The organism is Novosphingobium sp. B 225 (assembly GCF_002198665.1).
Classification (GTDB): domain Bacteria; phylum Pseudomonadota; class Alphaproteobacteria; order Sphingomonadales; family Sphingomonadaceae; genus Novosphingobium.
Genome location: NZ_MWLM01000069.1, coordinates 119,549 through 141,743, shown reverse-complemented (window position 1 = coordinate 141,743; position 22,195 = coordinate 119,549). Strand labels below are relative to the sequence as shown.

Genomic DNA, 22,195 nt, shown 5'->3' with positions numbered 1-22,195 from the left:
CGCTGCCCCGCCCCCGCCGGTCAGTTTTGCCGAGCCGGAGCCCGATGCAGGCGCCCCGGTGGTCCCGCCGCCGCTGCGCCAGGATGAAGATCTGCCGCCAGTCCCGGTCCAGCCCGACCCGGCCTATGGCAGCGACTATGACAATAGCCCGTCGAGCTTTGACTACGAGCCGCCGTTCCGTCCGCGCCGCAATCCGGCCCGGATGTGGACGATCGCGGCGGCGCTGTTTGCCGTGATCGCGCTGGGCGCGGTCGGCGCGACGGCCTGGTACGGGCTGCCGGACTGGATGCCGTTCGCCAAACCCGTCTTCGCCGAGGAACAGCCCGGCCTGAAGCTGGACTTCCCCGAAAAGCGCCAGGACCGGCGCGAGCTGCCCAATGGCACCTGGTTCTTCGGGGTCAACGGCACGGTCACCAACATCTCTCAGGCTGAGCGCAGCGTGCCCGCCGTGCTGGTGGTGCTGCGCGATGCGCGCGGGCGGATCGTTCACACTGCCGAGCTGCCCCCGGCCAAGCGGGTGCTTGCACCGGGTGAAAGCGTGTCGGTCAACGGCGCGCTGGTGCCGGTGCCGAAAAGCGGGGTAAAGGCCGAATTCGGCTGGAAACCGGGCTGACGCCTTACTGAAATTCCACAAAGCTGCGCCCGTCACGCGTCTGGCTGACAAGGCGGAGCGGCGCTTCGGCCCCGGCTTTTGGCGCATTGGTGACCGGCGCGACAATCTCTGCCCGCGCCACGGCAACCACGCGCACCCCGCCTTGCGGTGGAGCCGGCGCGGCGGCAGCAAGCAGCAAAGGGATCAGGGCCAGTGTCATCCGGCATGGTGAACAGCGTGTTTACTTTTGTCGCAATCGCCGATTCCGCGCTGTCCCCAACCGGGACGCAGGCGCGGCAAGAGATTACCCGGTCAGAACGCTTGCAGCCGCGCAGCCCCTTTGCTAAGGGCGCGCTCCTACCCCCCTGGGCCGGACTTTCCGACCCGATGATTTAGCGGTCGTGGCGGAATTGGTAGACGCGCAACGTTGAGGTCGTTGTGGGCGAAAGCCCGTGGAAGTTCGAGTCTTCTCGACCGCACCAATCACTCCCCCCAAACGGATCAATCGACGCCCGTGCGCCTTGCGCCGGTGGCGCGGTGTGGCCATAGTCGGGCCGATGACCGCAAGCGCTCCTGATCCCACCCCCCGGCAGCACGGCGGCAACGTGGCGCGGCAATTGCGGGTCGGGATTACCGGCCACCGGCTCGACCGGCTGGGCGAGGGCGCTGATGCGCGGCTACAGCCGGCGCTGGCGGCGCTGTTCGGTGAATTTGAGCGTACGATCGGAGCGGGGCAGCTGCAGCTGGTCTGCGGACTGGCCGACGGTGCCGATACGATCGCTGCCGAATGCGCGCTGGAGCGGGGCTGGACGCTCGATTCGGTGCTGCCCTTCGCCCGCGGTGACTATGCCCAGGACTTCGATGACGGCGCCCCGCGCGAGCGGTACCTGGCCTTGCTTGAGGCGAGCAGCGCGGTGCTGGAACTGCCTGGCGCGCGCGACCGGCCGAACGGGGAAAGCATTGCCTATGAGCGCGCGGGCCGGGTCCTGCTGGCGCAGTGCGACGTGCTGGTCGCGGTTTGGGACGGCGGGCCGGTGCGCGGGCGCGGCGGGGCAGCGCAGATCGTAACCGAAGCGGTCCAGCTCGATGTGCCGGTAATTCAGCTCGATCCAGCCGGAACCACGCCGCCAGTGCTGCTGTGGGACGGGCTGGAGGAGCTGGCGCTGGGGCTCGACACTGTCGATTCGGTCGCGCGCGGATCGCTGGACGCTTTGCCCGAACTGATCGGTTCGCTGGTCGGCCAGCCCGATGACGCGGCCGACCGGCACCTGATCGAACGCTTCCTTGCCCCGCGCCGCCCGCACCGGCTGTGGGCGCTGGCCTATCCGCTGCTGCTGCGGGTGATGGGAGTGCGCGAACTGCGGCGGACCGATCTGGTGACCGATGGCGCTGATGAACACGCCGAACAGATCCTGCGCCCGCTGTGCAGCGGCGATGCCGAATTGGGCGGGCGGCTGCAGCAGCAGCTGCTGGCGCGCTTTGCCCGGGCCGATGCGGCAGCGCGGCTCTATGCGCAACTGTTCCGCCACGGCTATGTCAGCAACTTCTTCCTGGCTGCAGTGGCGGTGCTGCTGTCGCTGCTGGGGCTGGCCTTGCCCGCCGGGGCCAAGCCGCTGCTGATCACGCTGGAAATCCTGATCATCGGTTCGATCCTGCTGCGCACCGGGCTGGGCAATCGCGCCGGTTGGCACCGCGCCTGGCTGGATAATCGCGCGCTGGCCGAGCGGCTGCGCTGCCTGGCGATTTCGGCACGGCTGGGCGAGCTTAACCTGCGCGGAGCCAACGTGCTGCGGGCGGGTGACCGGCGGCAGGACTGGGTGGCGTGGTATTCACGCGCTACGGGGCGCGAAATCGGGCTGCCGACAGTGCTGATCGATCCGCCCTATCTGCAAGGTGTGCGCGCAGTGCTGCTGGAACTGGTCGACGGCGAGCTGGCCTACCTTGACCGCGAAGCACACCAGATGCACGCGCTGGAACACCGGCTGCACCGGCTGGGGACCTGGCTGTTCGCGCTGACTGCGGGCACCTGCCTGGCCTTGCTGGCGATCAAGCTGTCAAGCGGACTGTGGCCCGCAGCCAAAGCACTGGCCCATTTCGCCAACACCGGTGCGACGATCATCAGCGCGGCGTTGCCCGCCTTTGGCGCGGCGATCTATGGGATCCGGATGCAAGGTGATTTCGCCGGAATCGCCGAACGGTCAGCCGATCTGGCAGCCAAGCTTCGTTTCCTGAAACGCGCGATCGGCGATGGTGAACCGGATTTCGACAACCTCAGCCGCTGCGCGCGCGGGGTGACGAGCCTGCTGACGGCAGATGTCGCCAGCTGGCTCCACACCACCAGTGCCCGGCCGCTGGCGCTGCCGGGCTAGGCTGGCTCAGCGCGTTTCGTCGCCGGTGCGGGTTTCATCGCCGGTGCGGGTTTCGTCACCAGTGCGGGTTTCATCGCCAGTGCGGGTTTCATCGCCAGTGCGGGTTTCATCCCCGGTGCGCGCGGCTTGCACTGCATCGGTACCGGCAGCGTCAGAGGCGGCAGCCTCGGTCGCGGCGGCTTCGGTTGCAGCGGCTTCGGTTGCGGCTGGTGCAGCGGCTTCCTGCGCGCTGCAAGCGCCCAGTGCCAGACTGCCAATTGCGATCGTTGCGAATTTTGAGACGGTACGCATAAAGTCTCCCCTTTATTGCGGCCCCCAGGCCGATTGGCGCAGCTAAGCAAGTCCCATTTGCATTAGCAACTGATTATAACGCGGCGCACTGTGCAGCGGATCAAGCAAGGGATCGCCCAGAATTGATGCCATGCCGCCATCACGGGCGGCATGGGCGCGTTCCAGCGCAGCCACTGCATCATCGCCGCGGCCCCATTGCGCCAGCACCTGCGCCTGCTGATAAGATGCGCTGTCTCCGTAACTGGCGACAAGTTGCTGCCAGGCCGCTTGCGCCGCGCTCTCGTTCCCCAGCCGTTTTTCAACAATCGCCAGCCCGGCCAGATGCACGCTTTTGAGCGGTTCGGCGATAAACGCCGCGCGCGCCGCGTCGTTCTTGCCCAGCATCAGCTGGGCCGTGCCAGTATAGCTGCGGGCAGAAGATAGCGCCGGGTTCATCGCCAAAGCCCGTTCCGCCGCAGCAATGGCTTCGGCATAGCGGCGCGCGATCAGCAGGATCGATGCTTCGGCGCGGAAAGTACGCGCGTTGAGCGGATCGAGCCGTTCCGCCCGCCGGACCACTTCCAGCGCTTCATCCCCCCGGCCCAGCTTGCTGGCGAAATAGGCGTACATCAGCAGCACGTCGGCATCGCCCTGGCCCTGCGCATAGGCCTGTTCATAGGCCGGACGCGCGCCTTTGAAATCGAGGAACCCGTTGAGCATGGCAAAGCCCAGCGCCAGCTGGGCCGCAGCCAGATTGGGCGCCAGTGCCACCGCAGTGTGCGCCGCCTCTACCGCTGCGCCATAGGCCGCGCCGATCTGCGCCGCCGGGCTGTATTTGCTGGCGATCGCCGCCAGCGAGCGCGAACGTGCGGCGTGGGCGGCGGCAAATTTGGGATCGAGCGCAATCGCCTCGTCAAACCGGGCCAGCGCTGACCGGTCGCTTTGTTCGCCCGCATCGGCGTTGAACAATGCCCGCCCGCGCAGGAACGCGTCATAGGCGGCGACCACCGCAGTCCCGCCCGGGGCCTTGCCGCTCACCGCCACGCGGGTCAGCAGCGCTCCGGCCACAGTATCGGCAATCTCGCGCTGCAGGGCAAAAATATCGTCCAGCTTGCGGTCAAAACTTTGAGTCCAGCTGGCAAAGCCGGTGGCGGCGTCGGTCAGGGTGGCGTCAATCCGCACCACATCGCCCGCTTTGCGCACGCTGCCATCAAGCAGGTAATCGACCTTCAGCTTGCCTGCGATGGTCCGGGCATCATCCTTGTGATCGCGAAATTCGTTGGAGGAAGTTGGCGCCGCCACTTTCAGATCGGCATTGCGGACCAACGCCGCTCGCACTTCCTCGCTCAACCCCTGAGCAAAATAGTCCTGCGAACCATCGCCGCTGAGATTGGCAAAAGGCAGCACCGCAACCGCATTGCGCAGGCGCGCGCTGCGCCAGGGTTTTAGCACCGCCGCCCCGCCGATCGCGGCGGCAAGGGTGATCCCGCCACCGGTCAACAGAATGGTGCGGCGCGAAATGCCCGCCTGCCCGCCCGGCGCAGATACCAATGCCGGCGCATTATGGGCCTGCCCGTCAAGCGCGGCGATGCTGCGTTGCAGGCTGGCAAATTGCGGACTGTCCGGCCGTCCGTTCCAGGCCGACAGGTCAAGCGCGTGATACTGGCGAAAACCCAGCGGCGGTTCGGCCCCGTCAAGCGTGACCGGCACCAGCCGCTTGCGATCGCGGCCATGCGCGGCTTCATCGCGGACCCAATCGGAATTTATCGACGTTGGGGACCAGACCACAATCACCGCGGCGGCATGTTCCAGCTTGTCCTCGATCACTTTGGCGAAGGCCGCGCCGCCATCGATCAGCGCATCCCACCACACGTCATACCCGGCCTGTGCCAGCCCATCGGCCAGCGGGCGTACCCGTTCACGATCGGCCCGGGCATAGCTGATGAACAGGCTGGTGCCTTTGCCCACGCCGGACGGTTCGTCGCTGCTGTCAGCCAAGCCTGTGATCCCCTTCTGCGCTGGTGTTAGCGGCGAGCGGGCGGGCTGGAAAGCGCTGCTTTGGCCTTGTTGATCCAATCCAGCTGGCCGGGCACACTGGTATAGATCGCAGGCATCCCCGGCTGAGCGCAGCCCAGCCCCCAGGATACCAGCCCCACCAGTACCCGTTCGTTGCCTTGCGCCCGGGTCATCGGTCCGCCGCTGTCCCCGTTACAACTGTCAGTGCCCGCTTTGATACTGACCGCGCAGATCGTCTTTCCGGCATCGCGGTTTCGGTAATCAGCCACCCGGTCACAGGCCGTGGTGCTGGGGGTCTGATTGATCTGCAACAGTTCGGGCGAGAAGTGATTGAAGACCCCGCCCGAAAAGGCGCCATCGCTATCCGTGCGCGCCAGCACGCGGCCCCAGCCGGTGATCCGCAACTTGTCTCCGCGCGTAACCGGCACATCACCGGGGCGCGTGCCCAGCGGACGGATTGCCGCCGATTTGAGCGGAAAGCGCCGCGCCGCAGGATTGTCTGCCGCGATTTTCAGGATCGCTATGTCATCGGGAAAGGGCTGTGTATTGCGGAAACCCTTGTGAATCCGCCAGTCCACGATCTTGAACGTGACCCCGCCCTGCGCGATGTTCTGCGTTCCGATCCTGACCCGGCGAGAGCCGCCAAGATCGTTGTTGCCCGCAACACAGTGCGCGGCAGTCAGCACGAAATTGTCACCGATATAGACCCCGCCGCAGCGGTGGACCCTTTCCCAATCGTACATCTTGCGAAGATTGGTGCAGGGTTTCCGGGGCTGGCAATCTTCGGCAATGACGGCCGCGGTAAAGGCAAAGGTGCTGTAAAGCTGAACCTGCCACGGCGCAGTGCCGTTATCGGCGCGGTCACCGCCAACGATCCTGCCATCGCCGGGATCCTCGCTGGTTGCCGCCTGGCTGGCCAGACCGTCCGGCGTGCCCGATCCGGCCTGTGGCGGCGTCGCGCCGGCCGGATCACCTGGCGGGGTCTGCTCTGGCCCGGCCGCGTCCAGCGCCGGCGGCGCGCTCTGCTGATCGGGATCGGTCAGTTGTGCCGCAGCTGGCGCGGCAAAGGCCAGCGCTGTGCAAAGCACCATCAGCCAGAACTTGATCATCAAGGTCTCCCGAATTCGATCAGAGCATCTTCAACCGTGATCGTCCAATTGCCAAGGACGGGGATGGCCCCATCGCGGGCGGTGTTTGCTTTGGCCGTGCAGTCCTCCGTTTCGGGATCGCAGGGCTGGGCATAGTTGAAACGCAGTGGTGCCTGTTCCAGCGTCGCGACATTGATTGGCGCATCGGATGCGAAAATCACGAAGCGGTAAAGCCCGCTGCTGTCGAACTTGAACCGCGGCGGGCGCTGCTGCGCACCGCCAGCCATTGCCACGTCCTGCCCCTGTCCGGTCGGGATCAGCTGGGTAATGCCGTACTTGTCGTCGATCACCAGCACGGCCATATAGCGCGCCGCTTCGGCATTGTTGGTCAGGGTCAGGACCACCGGCACATCGACTGCAAATTGCCGCAACTGGCCTTCGGGTTCAGGGCAGACCTGCACCGGATGATCCAGTTTGGTTGAAATGCACAGCGCCAGTTCGGCGTCCTTGCTGCTGCGGGTGGGCAGTGCGATCAGCCGCCGGGCCTTGTAGATCGCCAGCAAGGCGGTGCGCAGGCGATCGGCAAATTGCGCGTCGCTGACCTCACCCAAAGTCGCCAGACCGCTGCCGTCCCTGGCATAGAGCTCGACTGGCCCTTCCTCGGTCCCGCCATAGCGCAGCAGATTCAGTTCGCCGGGATCGCCGGCTGGAACCATTTCAACGAACCCAAGACCGGACAGCGCCTTGATCAGGCGGCTTTGTGCACGCGGGACTGCCTCGCTCACACTGACTTTCAGCCGGTCACTGCCCCAGACATGCGCCGTTTCACGCGCGATCAGCCGGTTGCCAAGCGGGCTTGCAGGCGGTGCATCGAGCTGGAGCGTGGCCTGCCCATCGGCCAGTTCGACAATCGCCCCACTGGCGAGCGGGGCGCCATTGGGATCAAGCGCGGCGCGCTGACTGTCATACAGCGCGAACTTTGAACCCAGGCTCATCCCCAGCAGCCGTCCGGCTCCCAACACAACGCGCTGGCCCTGCGGCCGGGCATCGAACAGCGCTGCTCGCCCGGTGGTGCCGCCGAAACTGGCGGCCAGCTGGCCTTCTGCCTGGGGGTATTGCCGCTTGACGCCGTCGCGTTCGAGCTTGAGCCGGATCGTGGTCACCAGATCGCCAAAGGTCGCGTCGGGCCGGGCCAGCAGGGCCTGCGTGAACGCGGTGGTGAACACCCCGTTGACACTGCCACCCAGCGTCACTTCGCGCGCTTCCTCGTCATCGCGTGCGGCACCAAAATGGACGCGGTAACCGCCACCAGAGCCACTGGCGGGCAGGTCTGGGACCCACATCTTGCCCGCCTTGGCCTGGATGCCCTTGACCCCGCGGCTCATTCCCTCACCGCGGAAGCCGCGCGCGGCAGTGCCGGAATTGCACGAATCGAACACAGTGATCACATTGACGCCGCGGACGTTGGCAACATCGATCAAACCGCGAATCTCGCGGTCATAGATGTCGTTGCTCACCGGCGCACCCGGCTTGCGCGCATCGGCCGGCAACAGGGTGCTGTTATAGCCGCCCGCCTGGTCAAACTCCTGGTCATCCGCCACGGTCGATCCGTGTCCGGCGAAGTAGAAAATCACCGTGTCACCCCGCGCACTGGCCCGGACCCGCTCGGTCAACGCCGCCAAAATCGCCGCACGGGTGGCGCAGCGATCGGTCAGGGTTACGGACAGTAAGTTGCGTGATTCGCAACTGTCCGCCACCGGCTGATCAAACGTAACCTGCAGCGCCCGCTCCAGGGCGTACTTCATCAACATACTGTCCGCCACCGCCCCGCGCAGGTCAGCAAAGTCGGCAGAAGGAACCCGGCTTTTTGAGTGGAGGTACTTGTCGATCCCGACGAACAGTGCCCGGGTGACAGGACTGGCCAGCGCCGGTGCCGACATCAGCAGCAAGGGCAAGGCAAAGGGCCACCAAAGCTTCAAGGTTTCACCCTCCTCAGGACAAGCTTGCTGGGCTTTCCGGTAAAATCGAACAAGGAAGGTTCCTGCGCCGACCTCTGCGGTTGATCCCCGTCCAGGAACACCACACCCCGCGCCTTGCCGTCGGCCCCGCCGGTCCGCCGGGCCAGTTTCGCATCGCGGCTCAGCGCAGGCAGGCGGGCGGTCGCATAGCGCAGCCATTCGTCCAGCGTGATGGCCCCATCCGTGTTTTCATCGGCCAGACCGCCATCAGCGGTTATGCCTTCGGCGGCGAGAGCGAAAGTCAGCAGCCCTTGCCCCAGCTTGTCCGATTCCAGCGCGACATCGTCTGCCTGCGTCGCGGCGAGCACCCGCATCTGCTTGTCATAGGCAAGCTGCCCCAGCCCGGCGTCGCCCATCGGCCCGGCGCGGAAATCCTTGGCATCGACGCTAGCGGCGGAATGGCAAGCATCGATGATCAGCGCCATTTCCCCCGCATCAATCCGCCGCAGCGCGCTCGACATGTCGGCGGTTGAGACCAGACTGGCCACCAGCGGCGGCTGGGTTTCGTCCGGCCAGCTTGCGTCGGCGGGCAGGAGGTAGAAAGTCCCTTGCGGATCGGCCCAACCGTGGCCGGAGAATGAGATGATAACGGTATCATCAGGCCCCGCACGGTCGAGCATCGAGGCGTCTATCCCCAGTGCCTTGAGCCGCGCCAGCGCCGCCGTGCGCGAGGCCCCGCCCAGCAGGGCAAAGATGTCCCCCACCGCACGCTTGGTCAGGCGGGGACTGCCCGGGCGGGCGCTGTCTGCCACGACCAGCAATCGCACGTCACTGCCGCCAGGAATCGCGGCCAGACGGCTGCCAAGCAGCTGGGCATCCCCCGCCGCAAAGTTCAACTGCAGGCGCTTTTCGGCATAATTGTCCACCCCCAGCGCCACCACAAAGACCCGGCCCTTTGCTCTCACCGCAGGGCGTCCGGCATAGGTCAGCCGCGCCGTTTCGCTTTTCACCCGGTCCTCGTTAAAGGCATAGGCCGTGAATTCGACCGGCGCGGTGCCCGACGGCAGCCTGACCGTGAAGCGCTTGCGCGCCGCCCCGCCTGGGCCCGGCACAATCCGGTTGTCCTGCCGCCACTGCGCCAGTTCGAACGGCTTGTTGCTATCGGGTTCACCTGGCCACTGCGCCACCAGGCTGCCGTCACGGTACAGCCGCAGATCATAGCCGTCGCTACCGGTCTTGCCATTGGGCACATCAGGATTGTTGCCCCGGCGCAGTTCGACATCCACCAATGCCTCATCCGGCCTGCTGCCCTTGCTGACACTGCCAATCCGCAATTGTGGCTGCACACGGTTCATTGCCGCGAGACTGGGGATCGGACGAAGTGCCTTGGTGCAAGAACGGGTCGCCGTGCAGGCGAGCAACCGCGGGATCAACCGGGGTTCGTAGAAATCGCGCATGAAGGTCTGCGGTGCCAGCGATTGCAGCGGCGCATCCGACACCAGCCAGCGGAACGATCTGGTTTCCGGTCCCAGATCGGTGTCATAGCGCCCATCGGGGGCCAGCGCGAAAAAGTTGTTGCCCTCAAACAGGTTGATCCGCACCACATCCGGATTGGCAAAGGGATCATCGCGGTTGGGCTGCCAGAACACGATCCCATCGTTGCCGGTCACCACCCAGCGCAGCGGACCATTGCCCACCTTGCCCTCGCTCATGATTTCCCCGAACAGGGTGCGTTCCCGGCGCCGACCGCCTGCCACGGAAACTGCCGTGATCGGCGCATTGGTAAAGCCGCTGGTCCGCTCGTACCACGAATGCCCGTCGCGGCTGACGGTTTCCTGCGCCATCAGCGCAACCGGCGCCTTGTCAGGCCACAGCGGCACCGGGGCAGCGTTGGTCATATCCCATCGATGGTTGATCCCCGCGAACCACAGCCCGACTTCTGCGCTGTCACGGGCATGCGACACGTCAGGTTGGCCGGATCCGGCGGGAAGTCGGGTCTCGCCCCGGATCGCCCCGGTGCGCGTGTCGATCGCGCGAACAAACCAGTCGCTCGATTGATTGCCTGCCGCCACCGAGGCGGCCACAATCAGCGTCTTGCCGTCCGGCGAAGGGCTGAGGCTTTCGACATAAGCACCGGCATAGCTACCATCCCCGAATGGCCGCCAACCTGTTTGCGGGTCAAACCGCTCAAGCCCTTGCCCCGGCGCCGCCGGCATTCGGCAGTTGCCGATCCCGCTGGCAACCAAGGCCCCACCCGGCAGCAGAACCATGCCGCAGCGCAGCGGGATAGCCGTGTCCCCATCCCGCCCTGCAGCAGCACTGACAATCCGGACCGGGTCATCGCCGCCAAACGGCACGGACAGCCGCCCATCGCTCATACTACGGACTGGCAGAAAGAGGCGTTGGTCATCCAGCCACTGCACCGCCGCATAGGTGCCTTCATACTGCTTCTGCACAGTCACTTTCGACACGGCGAGATCGAAAATCGTCAGCAGCGAGCGTTTGGGGCCCTCGCCCTTGGTAAGATCATTGACCAGCGCCAGCCGCTTGCCATCGGGCGACAGGTCGGCGCCCCAGGACACCATCGGTTCCGGCTTTTCGAGCCGCATCACAATCCGGCCTTGCCGATCCCTGATCATCACGGGGTAATCGCGGGCATCGAGCACGAACTGGCTGTCGTGCGAAGCGACGGTAACGCCGGCCGGGACAGTATCGTCACAGGCGCTGCGCTGTTCGCCCAGGGTTACTTGCCATTCGCCCGCTTGCCGCAGCGGGATCGACAGGGTCAGTTTGCGGCACAGGCACAGCAACCCCCGATTGCACTGCGCCGCATCGCTTTCACGCCGGACCCCGGTCAGCGTCAGGCGATCATGATCGTCGACCGACGCGGCGAACATCTGTGTACGGGTCCCGGAATCCAGCTCGGGCAGACGGATGACGTTGACCAGCTCGCCCGAACGCGCATCCCAAACCTGCACGACATCGAACAAGCTCGCTTCCATCGTTACCGCAAAGCGGTCATCATGGCTCCAGGCTGCGAGCCCCTGAGAACTCGACATCTGTTGCGGAATGATCCTGGGATAGACTCTCGCCGATTCTGCCCGCTGCACTGAAGAAGCAGTGTCGGCTTGCGCTGCGTTTTGCGAAGCCAGGCACAAGATCGCCAGGCCCAGCAAATGACGCAGCAATACTGCTATCGGGTTCCGGGAACGGGTATCCTGCAAGGCCAATGCCCCCTTGCCTGGTAACCTGCGAGCAATACGTAGTTGCGTCAATCGCAAACACTGCAGTGTCCGATCCAGCCCTGGTGGCAGGGATCAAGCGCATCTGTCTTGCGGTGTCATATTCGGCTTTCCTTCCCGCTGTGAATCGTTAGGCTCTGGCGTAAAGGACACGGTCAACGATCCAGTGGGAGAATACCATGCAGCCAGAACGCACAGCCGAAGGATCGACAATCGGGCGGACCGCAGTGATCGGGCTGATCGCGCTGTTGTTTTTCGGCAATGCGCTCAACTATGTCGACCGGCAGGTGCTGGCATTGCTCAAACCAACGCTGGAAGCTGAATTCGGCTGGTCGGATCAGGATTATGCCCACCTGGGATCGTCGTTCCAGTTCGCGGCGGCCGGGGCGCTTCTGGCGGTAGGCTGGTTCGTTGACCGGCTGGGAGTGCGACTAGCCTATGCCATTGCGGTGACGGTTTGGAGCCTGGCCGGGGCGGCCCATGCCCTTGCTGCGACAGTGCAGCAATTCGTGGCTGCGCGGGTCGTGCTGGCGGTGGGCGAAACGGTCAGCACACCAGCAGGGCTCAAGGCGGCGGCGATCTATCTGCCCGCCAGCCAGCGCAATTTGGCAATCGGGGTGATCAACACCGCCAGCAACATCGGCGCGATCATCACGCCGCTGCTGATCCCGCCGCTGGCCGTCGCCTTTGGCTGGAAAGCAGCCTTTGTCGTGACCGGGGGGCTTGGCTTTGTCTGGTTGATCGCCTGGTGGTTCGGCACCGGCAGCCTCAAGCCGGTCGGCACCGCGCCAGAGCGCGCTCCGGTCAACTGGGGCGTGATGATGGCTGATCGCCGGACCTGGGCGGTGATCGGCGCAAAGTTCCTGACGGACTGCGTGTGGTGGTTCGTGCTGTTCTGGATGCCGGACTATTTCTCGCGGATCTACGGCCTCAAGCAGGCGCAGCTTGGCTGGCCGATTGCGATCATCTTTAGCCTGGCTGCGCTGGGTGCGATTACCTCTGGCGGGCTCTACCCGCTGCTGCAGGCACGCGGCTGGACCGGCAACCGCGCTCGCAAGAGCTCGATGCTGTTGTTCGCACTGGTGGTGCTGGCCATGCCGCTGGCCCTGCTGGTGCACAATCCGTGGATGGCCGCCGTATTGATCGGGCTTGGGCTGTTCGCGCACCAGGGCTTTTCAACCAACATCTTTGGCATGACCGCCGATGTCGTACCCGCCAGCCGCATCGCCACCGTGATCGCGCTGGGCGCCGTGGCCGGCAATCTGGCCGGTATGGGAATCATCGAACTGGCGGGATGGTCGCTGGGTAACGGGCATGGCTATGCCCCGATGTTCGCGATCTGCGGCGCGGCCTATCTGGCAGCGCTGGCCTGGATCCACCTGATCCTGCCAAACCTGGATGCGGTCAGCAACGACGCAGCCTGATCCGGACAAACAAAAAGGGCCTTGCGAACGGTTCGTTCGCAAGGCCCCTGAGGTGGTGGTTTGGTTAGAAGCTGACCCGGGCCGAAACCCCGAAGTAGCGATCCGCATCGCGCGGGATCTGATAACGGTACGAACCGCTGACCCCGCCGTTGATGATCGCGGCTGCGTAGCCCTTGTCAAACAGGTTACGGACCTGGGCGGTGATCTTCCACTTGTCCGCCGGATCGACCAGCGCGAGCGAAAGGTTGACCAGGGAATAGCCCGGGATCGTGCCAAGCTGGCGCTGCACCGCGTCAGGTGCGAACAGCGAAAGCTGTTCTGACTGGAAGTTCATCGAGCCGCCCATCGCAACGTCCGCGAACCAGCCGGTTTCGATGCGGTGGTCGATTGACAGTGAGCCCTTCCAGGTCGGGGCATAGCCCAGCTTGGTTCCGGCAGGAATGATCGCCGTCACCGGTGCACCTGGTGCCGCCTTGAAGTTGTCAACATGTGCATCGGTCAGCGCAACACCGCCAGCAATCGTGGTGTTCTTGCTGGGCCGCCAGTTGAGATCAGCCTCGATCCCGCGGGTCGAAATTTCACCGGCGTTGGTAAAGCGGGTAACGACCACAGCAGCCACAAGATCCGGGTTGTTGGCCTGGAAATTCTTGTACTTGGCATAGAAGCCCGCGATGTTCAGCGTCATCCGCCCATCGAGCAGCGTGTTCTTGAGGCCCACTTCGAACGAATCCGAAGTTTCGGGTTCGATCACGTTGGTGCCGGTGCCCGTGAGGTTGAAGAACACGTTGTAGGCCGGACCCTTGTAGCCACGCGCATAGCTGGCGTAGGCCATCACGTCGTCGCTCATGTCGAACTGCAGCGCAGCCTTGCCCGACAGGTTGCCGTTGCTGGTCTTGGTGCGGAAGGGAATCCCGTTGGACGAGGCCACCGCTGCCGTTGCCGCCGCCGAAGCGGTCGAACCGGCAGCGATCAGCGCCAGATAGCGATCATAGACGCCCTGATCGAAATTGGGCTGGATGCCGGGGCCGGTCAGCGGCGAAACGCGACTGTGGAATACCGACAGCTTGTCATTGGTGTAACGCAGCCCGCCGATGAGCCGGGCCTTTTCGCCAAGCTTGAGGGTTGCCTGCGTGAACGCCGCAAAGTTGTTGAACACCGAACCGAACGTAGCGCTGCCATTGGGCGTGGTCGCCGCATTGGCATTGGTGCTGCCGCACGGGATCAGCACGCCGGCCGGCGCAGTGGCCGTGGCGGTGCACTGGGTCACGTTGCGGGTAAAGGTCCGCTCGCTTTCAGCGCGCGAATAATAAGCACCGATCACATAGGACAGCGTCTGGTCGGCAGGCGAGGTCAGGCGCAGTTCCTGGCTGAAGGTGGTCGAGCTTTGCGGGCCGTTGTCATGCAGCTGGGCAAAACCGACATAGGCCCGGTCAAGCCAGTCACCATCACGGATTTCGGTGTTGTCCCAACCGCGATAGGCGGTGATCGAGGTCAGCGTGTGTTCGCCCAGACCCAGATCGAACTGGCCCGAAACGCCCCAGCCCTTTTCCTTGGTCGCGGTGACAAGGTTCTGCGCAACCTGACGGGTGTTGGCGCCCAGCGGGGTTGGCAGCACGCCAAAGGCCAGACTGGTTGTGGCCGCGCCAGCGCCGGTCAGCGGGCCGGTGGCAATGATGTCAGCGCAGCAATCGTCGTCGTTCTTGTAGTAATCGGCGGCGATATAGACCCGCAGCGTGTTGCTGGGCTCATAGAGGAACTGGCCGCGCACGCCGCGGTGCTTGTAACCATTGACCCACTGGTTGGTGGCGGTGTTGCGGATGTTGCCATCATAATCGCCATAGAAGCCGGTAATCCGCGCGGCGGTATCCGGACCCAGCGGCAGGTTGATCGAACCCTTGGCGCGGAATTCGTTGCGGCCGAAGAAGCTGGCTTCCATCGTGCCGCCAAGTTCGTGCTTGGGCATCTGGGTGGTGATGTTGATCACGCCCGCCGATGCGTTCTTGCCGAACAGCGTGCCCTGGGGTCCGCGCAGCACTTCGATCTGAGCCACATCGACCATGTCGGAGAAGGCTTCGCCCGAACGCGAATAGACCACACCGTCAACCACGGTCGAAACCGACGGTTCGCCCGCGATCGAGAAGGTGGCGGTACCGACGCCGCGCAGGAAGATCGTCTGGTTGAGCGTGGTGCCCGACTTCAGGAAGTTGAGCGAAGGCACCAACTGGGCGGCGCTTTCGATACCGGGACGGGCATTGTCAGCCAGGTCTTCGCCCGAGATGACCGAAACCGCGACCGGAACCGACTGCAGGCTTTCAGAACGCTTCTGGGCGGTGACGACGATTTCACCCGGATTGGCCGAATCGTCTTCGACCGCGGCCGTTTGGGCCACGGCCGGAACAGCGGTCAGGGCAAATGCCGCAACCGATGCGTAAAGCATGGATTTCATCGAGTTCCTCCCACTATCTGCCGGTCCGGACCGTCCGGCCCCGGCGGCTAAATACCGCAGCTTGAGACAGGACTTACCGCCCTGACCCTGCTACTTGTGACGCTTGAAATGCGTCGAATGGCTCGATATGTCAAGCGGTGTCATATATCGGACAGGCATGGGCGGGCGGACTGCGTCCTCAGCCCCGGAGGGAGAGCTAAACCGCGTGAAAACCGGGTTTATCGAGTGTGATGATGGCTTCGACTTGCTGTTTGCGGGCCGAGTCGTGCTGTCGCATCGAAAGACCTGTCCTGCGGTGGTCATGGCCGTCGGCGCGCCCGAAGTGGAAATGGTGTGCGGCAATTTCCGGATCAGCGATGCGCCGCATGACGCGCTGGCCCCCACCGACTGGGTGATCGACGGTGACAATGTTGAGCTGCGCCATGACGGGGAACCCGCGGCAAGCCTCATGCTCGCGGGCAACCACCTGTCGGCCCGGCTGCTGCGCCCGGGCTATGACCGGCTGCACTTGCACTTTTACGCCGAACCGGACGAGACGGTGTGGGGCGGCGGAGAGCAGATGAGCTATCTGGCGCTCAATGGCCGCGCCTTTCCAATGTGGACCAGCGAACCCGGTGTCGGACGCGACAAATCGACCGAGCTGACCCGGCTGATGGATAGCCAGGGCATGGCCGGGGGCGATTACTGGAATACCAATTATCCCCAGCCCAGCTTCCTGACATCACGCTGGCTGGCGGTGCATTGCACGGCGGCGAGCTATAGCGTGATCGATTGCAGCGACGCAGCGTTCCACCGGGTCGAGGTGTGGGCGGCCGCAACCACGTTCGAACTCTATGCCGCCGATGGCCCACAAGAACTGGTCGGCCAACTGGCCGAGCGGTTCGGCAAGCAGCCGCCGCTGCCCGATTGGGCGATCGGCGGGGCGATCGTGGGACTGAAGGACGGCGCGCGCAGTTTTGAGCGGCTGGAGAGTTTCATCAAGGCCGGGGCCGCGGTATCAGGACTGTGGTGCGAGGACTGGGCCGGGATCCGCGAAACCAGTTTCGGCCGCCGTCTGTTTTGGGACTGGCGACGCGACCGCCAGCGCTTTCCTGACCTGCCCGAACGGATTGCTGCCCTGCAGGCACGCGGGATACGCTTTCTGGCCTATGCCAATCCCTATCTGGCAGTCGATGGCATCCTCTACGATTCCGCGCGCGAGGCCGGGCATTTCTGCCTGCGTCAGGATAGTGACGAAGTATATTTGGTCGATTTCGGCGAATTCGACTGCGGCGTGCTGGATTTCACCCGCACGGAAACCCGCGCCTGGTTTGCTGAACACGTGCTGGGCCGCGAAATGCTCGACATCGGGATTTCCGGCTGGATGGCCGATTTCGGCGAATACCTGCCAACCGACGTGCGGCTGGCAGATGGTTCTGACCCAATGGAAGCGCACAACCGCTGGCCTGTGCTATGGGCCGAAGTCAACGCCCAGGCCGTGGCTAGCCGCGGCAAGACCGGCGATGCGGTGTTCTTCATGCGCGCGGGCTTTTCGGGGGTGCAGGAGCACTGCCCGCTGCTGTGGGCTGGAGACCAATCGGTCGATTTCACCCGGCACGACGGGATCGGCACGGTCATCACCGCTGCCCTCTCGGCCGGGCTGGTCGGCAATGCCTACAGCCATTCCGACTGCGGCGGCTATACCTCGCTTCATGGCAATGTCCGGACAGTGGAGCTGATCCAGCGCTGGTGCGAACTGGCCGCTTTCGCGCCAGTGATGCGCAGTCACGAAGGCAACCGCCCGGACGACAACTTGCAGTACGATTCAAGCGAAGAGTTGCTGGCGTGTTTCGCGCGGTGGAGCCGGGTCCATGCTCACCTTGCGCCCTATGTTCGCCACTTGTGTGACGAGGCATCGGCACACGGCCTCCCTGCGCAGCGCCCGTTGTTCCTGCACTATCCTGACGATCCCACGCTCTTTACCTTGCAGGATCAATACCTCTACGGTGCCGATCTGCTGGTAGCACCGGTGATTGAGGAAGGGGCGAGTGCGCGGCAGGTAGTGCTTCCCGGCGAAGCCACCTGGCGTCATTGCTGGACGGGCGAGGACTTCGCCCCTGGCATGCATCTGGTCCCGGCCCCAATCGGTCAGCCGCCGGTGTTCTTTCGCCCGGACAGTGCCTTCGCTGCGCTGTTCGCGGCGCTTGCGGGGGTGCTGGAAGGATGAGCGAACGGGCCAACATTCGTGATGTCGCGGCGCGTGCCGGGGTGGCGGTGAAAACCGTCAGCCGGGTGCTCAACGATCACCCCTATGTCAGCAAGGATACCAAGGCCCGGGTCGAGGAGGCAATGCGCGCGCTCGATTTTCGGCCCAGCGTTGCGGCGCGGATCCTTTCCGGTGCGAAAAGCAACCAGATCGCGCTGATCTATGACAATCACAGCCCCTACTACATGTTCCAAATCCAGACCGGGTGCTGGGAATATTGCAAGCAGCAAGGCATTCGCCTGCTGGCCCAGCCGGTCGATGTCACCGATCCGCGCGTGGGCGATCAGGTGCGTGGACTGGTGACCGAGACCCATGTCGACGGGATCATCCTGTCGAGCCCGGTGACCGATTGCGATCCGGTGCTGCGTGCGCTTGAGGCGCTGGACATTCCCTTTGTGCGCATATCGCCGGGCACCAACCACGCGCTGACCAGTTCGGTGTTCATGGACGATGCCCAGGCAGCGGACGACATGACCACCCATTTGATCAACATGGGCCACCGCCGGATTGGCTTTATCAAGGGCCACCCCAATCACATGGCATCCGACGACCGCCTGTTCGGTTATCGCCGCGCACTTGACCGGGCCGGGCTATCGTTCGAACCGGGGCTGATCTGCGATGGTGAATTTGATTTCGATTCCGGCGTACGCGGCGGCAATTATCTGCTCGACCTGCCCGACCGTCCAACAGCAGTGTTCGCATCCAATGACGATATGGCCGCCGGTGTGCTGGCCGTGGCGCATGATCGCGGGGTCAATGTTCCGGGCGAACTTTCAGTGACCGGGTTTGACGATACCACGCTGGCCCGCACCGTATGGCCGCCCTTGACCACCATCCACCAGCCGATGGCAGAGCTTGCCCGCACTGCCACGGAAATCCTCATCGCCGGAGGTGATCTGACTCATCGCCGCCTGCCCCATACCCTGATCGAGCGAGCATCGGTCGCGCCACCAGCCAGGAATATTGCATGAGCCTTCTGCCCAATCCACCTGCCACCCGTAATCTTGGCCACAGCCAGATTGCCATATCCCCGATTGCCTGGGGGATGTGGCGTCTGGCCGAAGGCGGGCGCAGCGCGCAGGAAGCGGCACGGCTGGTCCACACCGCGCTGGATGCCGGGATTACCCTGCTGGATACGGCGGACATCTATGGCTTTAATGGCACTGACGGGTTCGGTGATGCCGAAGCGCTGCTCGGCAAAGTGCTGGCCGCCGAACCGGCCCTGCGTGGCCGCATGGTGCTGGCCAGCAAGGGCGGGATCATGCCGCCCCTGCCCTATGACCAGAGCGCTGATTATCTCAATGCCGCGCTCGATGCCTCGCTGCGGCGGCTGCAGACCGAATGCATCGACCTTTATCAGATCCACCGTCCGGACATTCTGGCCCACCCGCAGGAAGTGGCTCGGGTGCTGGATGATGCTGTGGCGGCGGGCAAGATCCGCAGCATCGGCGTGTCCAATTTCACGCTGCATCAGATTGCCGCGCTCAACCAGTTCCTGGGCCACAAGCTGGTTGCAACTCAGCCGGAAATCAGCCCGCTGCGCATCACCTGCTTTGAAAATGGCGAGCTGGATCAGGCGATGATGCTGGGCCTGACCCCGTTGGCCTGGTCACCGCTGGGCGGCGGGCAACTCGCCAATCCGGAAAGCCCGCGCGATCAGGCAATTGCCGGCGAACTGGACCGGGTCAGCGCGGAACAGGGCGTGTCGCGCAGCGTCGCGGCTTATTCGTGGCTGATGGCGCATCCCGCCGGGATCGTGCCGATCATCGGTTCGCAGCAGGCCGAACGGATTGTCGAGGGAACGCAAGCAATGAAAGTCCGCTGGTCACGGCAGGACTGGTACGCCGTGCTCGTCGCGGCGCGGGGAGAGCGACTGCCCTAGGACAGCCGCAACGAACCGCGCGTCGTCCGTGGCGGCGCGCAAGGAATGGAACAAGTGCCGGACGGCGGCCGCCAGCGGTTATGCCGATGGAACAGTGTGTCCGGTGCAATAGTTGAGGAAGCAAGACGATGTCCGAACAACAATGTGAAGTGGCTTGGTTCTCTGCCCTGTGCGACGACGATTACGAATTCCTGGGCGTGCCCGATCCCTATCTGAAGAGCAGCTGGGAACATTGCCGCAATATCGTGCTGCGCGCGGAAGAGGGCGGGTTCGACAATATCTTGCTGCCCTCGGGCTATGAACTGGGACTCGATACCACCGCATTCGCAGCGGCGGTTGCCACACAGGTACGGCGGATCAAATTGCTGTGGGCCACCCGCATGGGCGAGGACTGGCCCCCGCAGCTTGCCCGCCGCATCGCCACACTCGACCGGATCCTGGGCCCCAACGCGGCGGGGACCGGCGGGCGGCTCAACGTCAACATCATCTCGTCCGACATGCCGGGCGAGAAGATCGAGAGCGCCCCACGCTATGCCCGCGCGACCGAGATCATGAAGATCGTCCGCACGCTACTGAATGGCGAACACCTCGATTTCCAGGGCGAATTCTTCAACCTCAAGCTCGATCCGGCGCGGATCACCACGATTTCGGGCAAGTGCCCGGCATTCTACTTCGGCGGCTTGAGCCACGAAGCCCGCGAATGCGCCGCCGAAGCGGCTGACGTTTACCTGATGTGGCCCGATACGATGGACAAGGTCCGCGAAACCGTAGCCGACATGAAGGCCCGCGCCGGGGCCAAGGGCCGCACGCTGAAATTCGGCTACCGCGCCCACGTGATCGTGCGCGAGACTGAGGACGAGGCCCGCCAGTACGCCGACAAGCTCCTGTCCAAGCTGGACGAACAAGCCGGGCAGGCGATCCGCGAAAAGTCGCTCGATGCGAAAAATTACGGTGTGCAGCGCCAGCAGGAGCTGCGCAGCGCAGCCGACGGTGACGGCTTTGTCGAGGAAAACCTGTGGACCGGGATCGGCCGCGCCCGCTCGGGCTGCGGGGCGGCAATCGTCGGCACCCCGGACCAGGTGATCGCCAAGCTGCGCGCCTATCAGGACGCGGGCATGGAAGCCTTTATCCTGTCTGGTTATCCGCACGTGAACGAATGCGACATGTTCGCACGCTATGTGCTTCCCAACATCCAGCACGGCCCACTGGTGATGTGATCAAGGGCTGATAAGGCATCCCTCCCCCGTCCATGCTGAACCGGTCGAAGCGCGGACGGGGATGGGACTGTTGGTTGCCTGCGCTAGCCCGCCTCTGGCCGCAGCGCGCGCACCCAGCTGACCACCGCCAGCGACAAGAACGCCAACAAGCCGCCCAGCCCGATCCAATGTGGATCGATCAGCAGGCCGGCCAGCGTCAGTACGGCTCCTCCGATCGCTGCCACGCCCAGCCAGCGCGTCCAATTTGAACTGCGCCAGCACAGCCAACCAGCCGCAGCTTCGGCCACGGCGAGCAGCGCGAATTTGATCCGCGGCGCAGCGACCAGCTGATCGAACGTGGCCTGATCGCCCGGAAACGTGCCGATCAGCTGCAGCATCCGGCTGTTCTCCCACAGGTCGAACAGCATCCCGGTGACGACCAGCACGATCGCGCCGCGCACCAGCAGGCCCAGCGCAGGATCGCCGCCGCTTGCCGCGCGCAGGACATAGATCAGCGCCCCGCCATAGACCGGGATGAAAGCCAGAATATCCAGCCATAGCCCGGTGCGCTGCGCCGCCAATGCGGCTGCGCGGCAACTTTCGGGAAACAGCGCGGCCAGTTCCGCCGGGCTTTTGGCCAGTTCAAAAGCCAGAATCGGATCCGGAGTGTTGGCACAGGCTCCGATCCCGCCAATCCGCGTGAAACCGATCGCGATGAGAAGTACGAAGATGAAAATCACCCCGGCAAACTGCCAGAGTCTGTTGCCTTTGTTCATTGCTGCCCCCTTCGATCGCCCGCCCGCTCAAGCTTCCAGTTCGATGTCCCAGTACAGCCAGTCACGCCAGGTTTCGTGCAAGTGGCCGGGCGGAAAGGCTTTGCCGCGTTCGTGCAGCTGCCAGTTTGTGGGTCGGATCGGCTGGACCAGCAGCGGCATGCCCGCCTGTTTGGGGGTCCGCCCGCCCTTCCTGAGGTTGCACGGCGCGCAGGCGGTAGCGACGTTCTCCCAGCTGGTCTGCCCGCCCAGCCGCCGCGGGACCACGTGATCGAAAGTCAGCTGGTGCGGGCTGCCGCAATACTGACAGGTAAAACGATCGCGCAGGAACAGATTGAAGCGGGTAAAGGCCGGAAACTCGCTGGGTTTCACGTACTGGCGCAGCGCGATCACCGATGGGATCGGCATCGACCAGGTCGGCGAATGAACCTCTCGCCCATAGCTGGCGACGATATCGACTCGTTCCAGAAACACCGCTTTGATCGCGGTTTGCCACGGCCACAGGCTGAGCGGGTAGTAGCTGAGCGGAGTATAGTCCGCATTGAGCACCAGCGCAGGGCAATCAGCCAGGTGACGAAGGGGATCCCCTTCTGCGCTGCGGAACCTGGCCGCGCGCTCGATCAGCTCCGCCTTGAGCATGACCTCTTGTTACTGTGCGAGATTGCGGTTTGGTGACAGACCATGAGTACAAGAG

Annotated in this window: 16 protein-coding genes and 1 tRNA gene; 8 read left to right on the top strand and 9 right to left on the bottom strand. The window is 64.3% G+C overall.

What is annotated here, in order from left to right:
- Positions 1-613: thioredoxin (locus MNBBLIKP_RS18130; RefSeq protein ID WP_088311191.1), on the top strand; the 613-nt coding region annotated here is incomplete at its 5' end.
- Between the two features lie 4 nt (positions 614-617).
- Here the strand turns inward: MNBBLIKP_RS18130 and MNBBLIKP_RS15625 are convergent.
- On the bottom strand, positions 618-812 hold the full coding sequence (locus MNBBLIKP_RS15625) for a hypothetical protein (RefSeq protein WP_088311190.1): 195 nt from the start codon (positions 810-812) through the stop codon (positions 618-620).
- A gap of 175 nt (positions 813-987) precedes the next feature.
- On the opposite strand from MNBBLIKP_RS15625, the gene MNBBLIKP_RS15620 reads away from it, so the two are divergent.
- Both MNBBLIKP_RS15620 and MNBBLIKP_RS15615 read left to right on the top strand, forming a co-directional pair.
- Positions 988-1,074 (top strand) — tRNA-Leu (locus MNBBLIKP_RS15620).
- A gap of 75 nt (positions 1,075-1,149) precedes the next feature.
- Entirely contained in the window at positions 1,150-2,961 is a 1,812-nt protein-coding gene (locus MNBBLIKP_RS15615; RefSeq protein WP_088311189.1) for a hypothetical protein, read from the top strand.
- A 6-nt stretch (positions 2,962-2,967) separates the two neighbouring features.
- Here the strand turns inward: MNBBLIKP_RS15615 and MNBBLIKP_RS15610 are convergent, their stop codons facing one another.
- From MNBBLIKP_RS15610 to MNBBLIKP_RS18125, 5 genes are read right to left on the bottom strand one after another with little or no spacing between them, the layout of a single operon-like run.
- Entirely contained in the window at positions 2,968-3,252 is a 285-nt protein-coding gene (locus MNBBLIKP_RS15610; RefSeq protein WP_088311188.1) for a hypothetical protein, read from the bottom strand.
- A 42-nt stretch (positions 3,253-3,294) separates the two neighbouring features.
- Positions 3,295-5,229, bottom strand: coding sequence for a TIR domain-containing protein (locus MNBBLIKP_RS15605; RefSeq protein ID WP_140420629.1), 1,935 nt, complete (start codon positions 5,227-5,229; stop codon positions 3,295-3,297).
- A 26-nt stretch (positions 5,230-5,255) separates the two neighbouring features.
- Positions 5,256-6,356: a serine protease gene (locus MNBBLIKP_RS15600; RefSeq protein ID WP_088311186.1), complete on the bottom strand. Its 1,101-nt coding sequence runs from the start codon at positions 6,354-6,356 to the stop codon at positions 5,256-5,258.
- A complete protein-coding gene (locus tag MNBBLIKP_RS15595; protein ID WP_176399802.1) occupies positions 6,356-8,314 on the bottom strand; it encodes a caspase family protein in 1,959 nt (652 codons plus the stop codon). Before MNBBLIKP_RS15595 ends, MNBBLIKP_RS15600 begins: the two co-directional genes overlap by 1 nt.
- Positions 8,311-11,352, bottom strand: a complete 3,042-nt coding sequence (locus MNBBLIKP_RS18125; protein ID WP_176399801.1) for a caspase family protein — start codon at positions 11,350-11,352, stop codon at positions 8,311-8,313. Before MNBBLIKP_RS18125 ends, MNBBLIKP_RS15595 begins: the two co-directional genes overlap by 4 nt.
- A 362-nt stretch (positions 11,353-11,714) precedes the next feature.
- Between MNBBLIKP_RS18125 and MNBBLIKP_RS15590 the strand changes: the two genes are divergently transcribed.
- Positions 11,715-12,959 (top strand): MFS transporter, encoded by a 1,245-nt coding sequence (locus tag MNBBLIKP_RS15590; RefSeq protein WP_088311185.1) that lies wholly within the window; start codon positions 11,715-11,717, stop codon positions 12,957-12,959.
- Between the two features lie 64 nt (positions 12,960-13,023).
- Here MNBBLIKP_RS15590 and MNBBLIKP_RS15585 read toward each other — a convergent pair whose 3' ends face one another.
- Positions 13,024-15,405 (bottom strand): TonB-dependent receptor, encoded by a 2,382-nt coding sequence (locus tag MNBBLIKP_RS15585; protein WP_088311184.1) that lies wholly within the window; start codon positions 15,403-15,405, stop codon positions 13,024-13,026.
- Positions 15,406-15,610: 205 nt separating this feature from the next.
- On the opposite strand from MNBBLIKP_RS15585, the gene MNBBLIKP_RS15580 reads away from it, so the two are divergent.
- The 4 genes from MNBBLIKP_RS15580 (at position 15,611) to MNBBLIKP_RS15565 (ending at position 20,749) form a co-directional block, all read left to right on the top strand.
- Positions 15,611-17,611, top strand: a complete 2,001-nt coding sequence (locus MNBBLIKP_RS15580; RefSeq protein WP_254913081.1) for an alpha-glucosidase — start codon at positions 15,611-15,613, stop codon at positions 17,609-17,611.
- Positions 17,608-18,621, top strand: coding sequence for a LacI family DNA-binding transcriptional regulator (locus MNBBLIKP_RS15575; RefSeq protein ID WP_088311182.1), 1,014 nt, complete (start codon positions 17,608-17,610; stop codon positions 18,619-18,621). The genes MNBBLIKP_RS15580 and MNBBLIKP_RS15575 overlap by 4 nt, the downstream gene beginning before the upstream one ends.
- Positions 18,618-19,532 carry an aldo/keto reductase gene (locus MNBBLIKP_RS15570; RefSeq protein ID WP_088311181.1) on the top strand — a complete coding sequence of 305 codons (915 nt, stop codon included), beginning with the start codon at positions 18,618-18,620 and terminating at the stop codon, positions 19,530-19,532. The genes MNBBLIKP_RS15575 and MNBBLIKP_RS15570 overlap by 4 nt, the downstream gene beginning before the upstream one ends.
- A gap of 128 nt (positions 19,533-19,660) precedes the next feature.
- Complete coding sequence (locus tag MNBBLIKP_RS15565) at positions 19,661-20,749, top strand: LLM class flavin-dependent oxidoreductase (protein ID WP_088311180.1); 1,089 nt, start codon at positions 19,661-19,663, stop codon at positions 20,747-20,749.
- Positions 20,750-20,832: 83 nt separating this feature from the next.
- Here MNBBLIKP_RS15565 and MNBBLIKP_RS15560 read toward each other — a convergent pair whose 3' ends face one another.
- Positions 20,833-21,504 carry a hypothetical protein gene (locus tag MNBBLIKP_RS15560; RefSeq protein WP_088311179.1) on the bottom strand — a complete coding sequence of 224 codons (672 nt, stop codon included), beginning with the start codon at positions 21,502-21,504 and terminating at the stop codon, positions 20,833-20,835.
- 27 nt (positions 21,505-21,531) lie between these two features.
- On the bottom strand, positions 21,532-22,140 hold the full coding sequence (locus tag MNBBLIKP_RS15555; RefSeq protein WP_088311178.1) for an HNH endonuclease: 609 nt from the start codon (positions 22,138-22,140) through the stop codon (positions 21,532-21,534).
- Positions 22,141-22,195 lie beyond the last annotated feature (55 nt).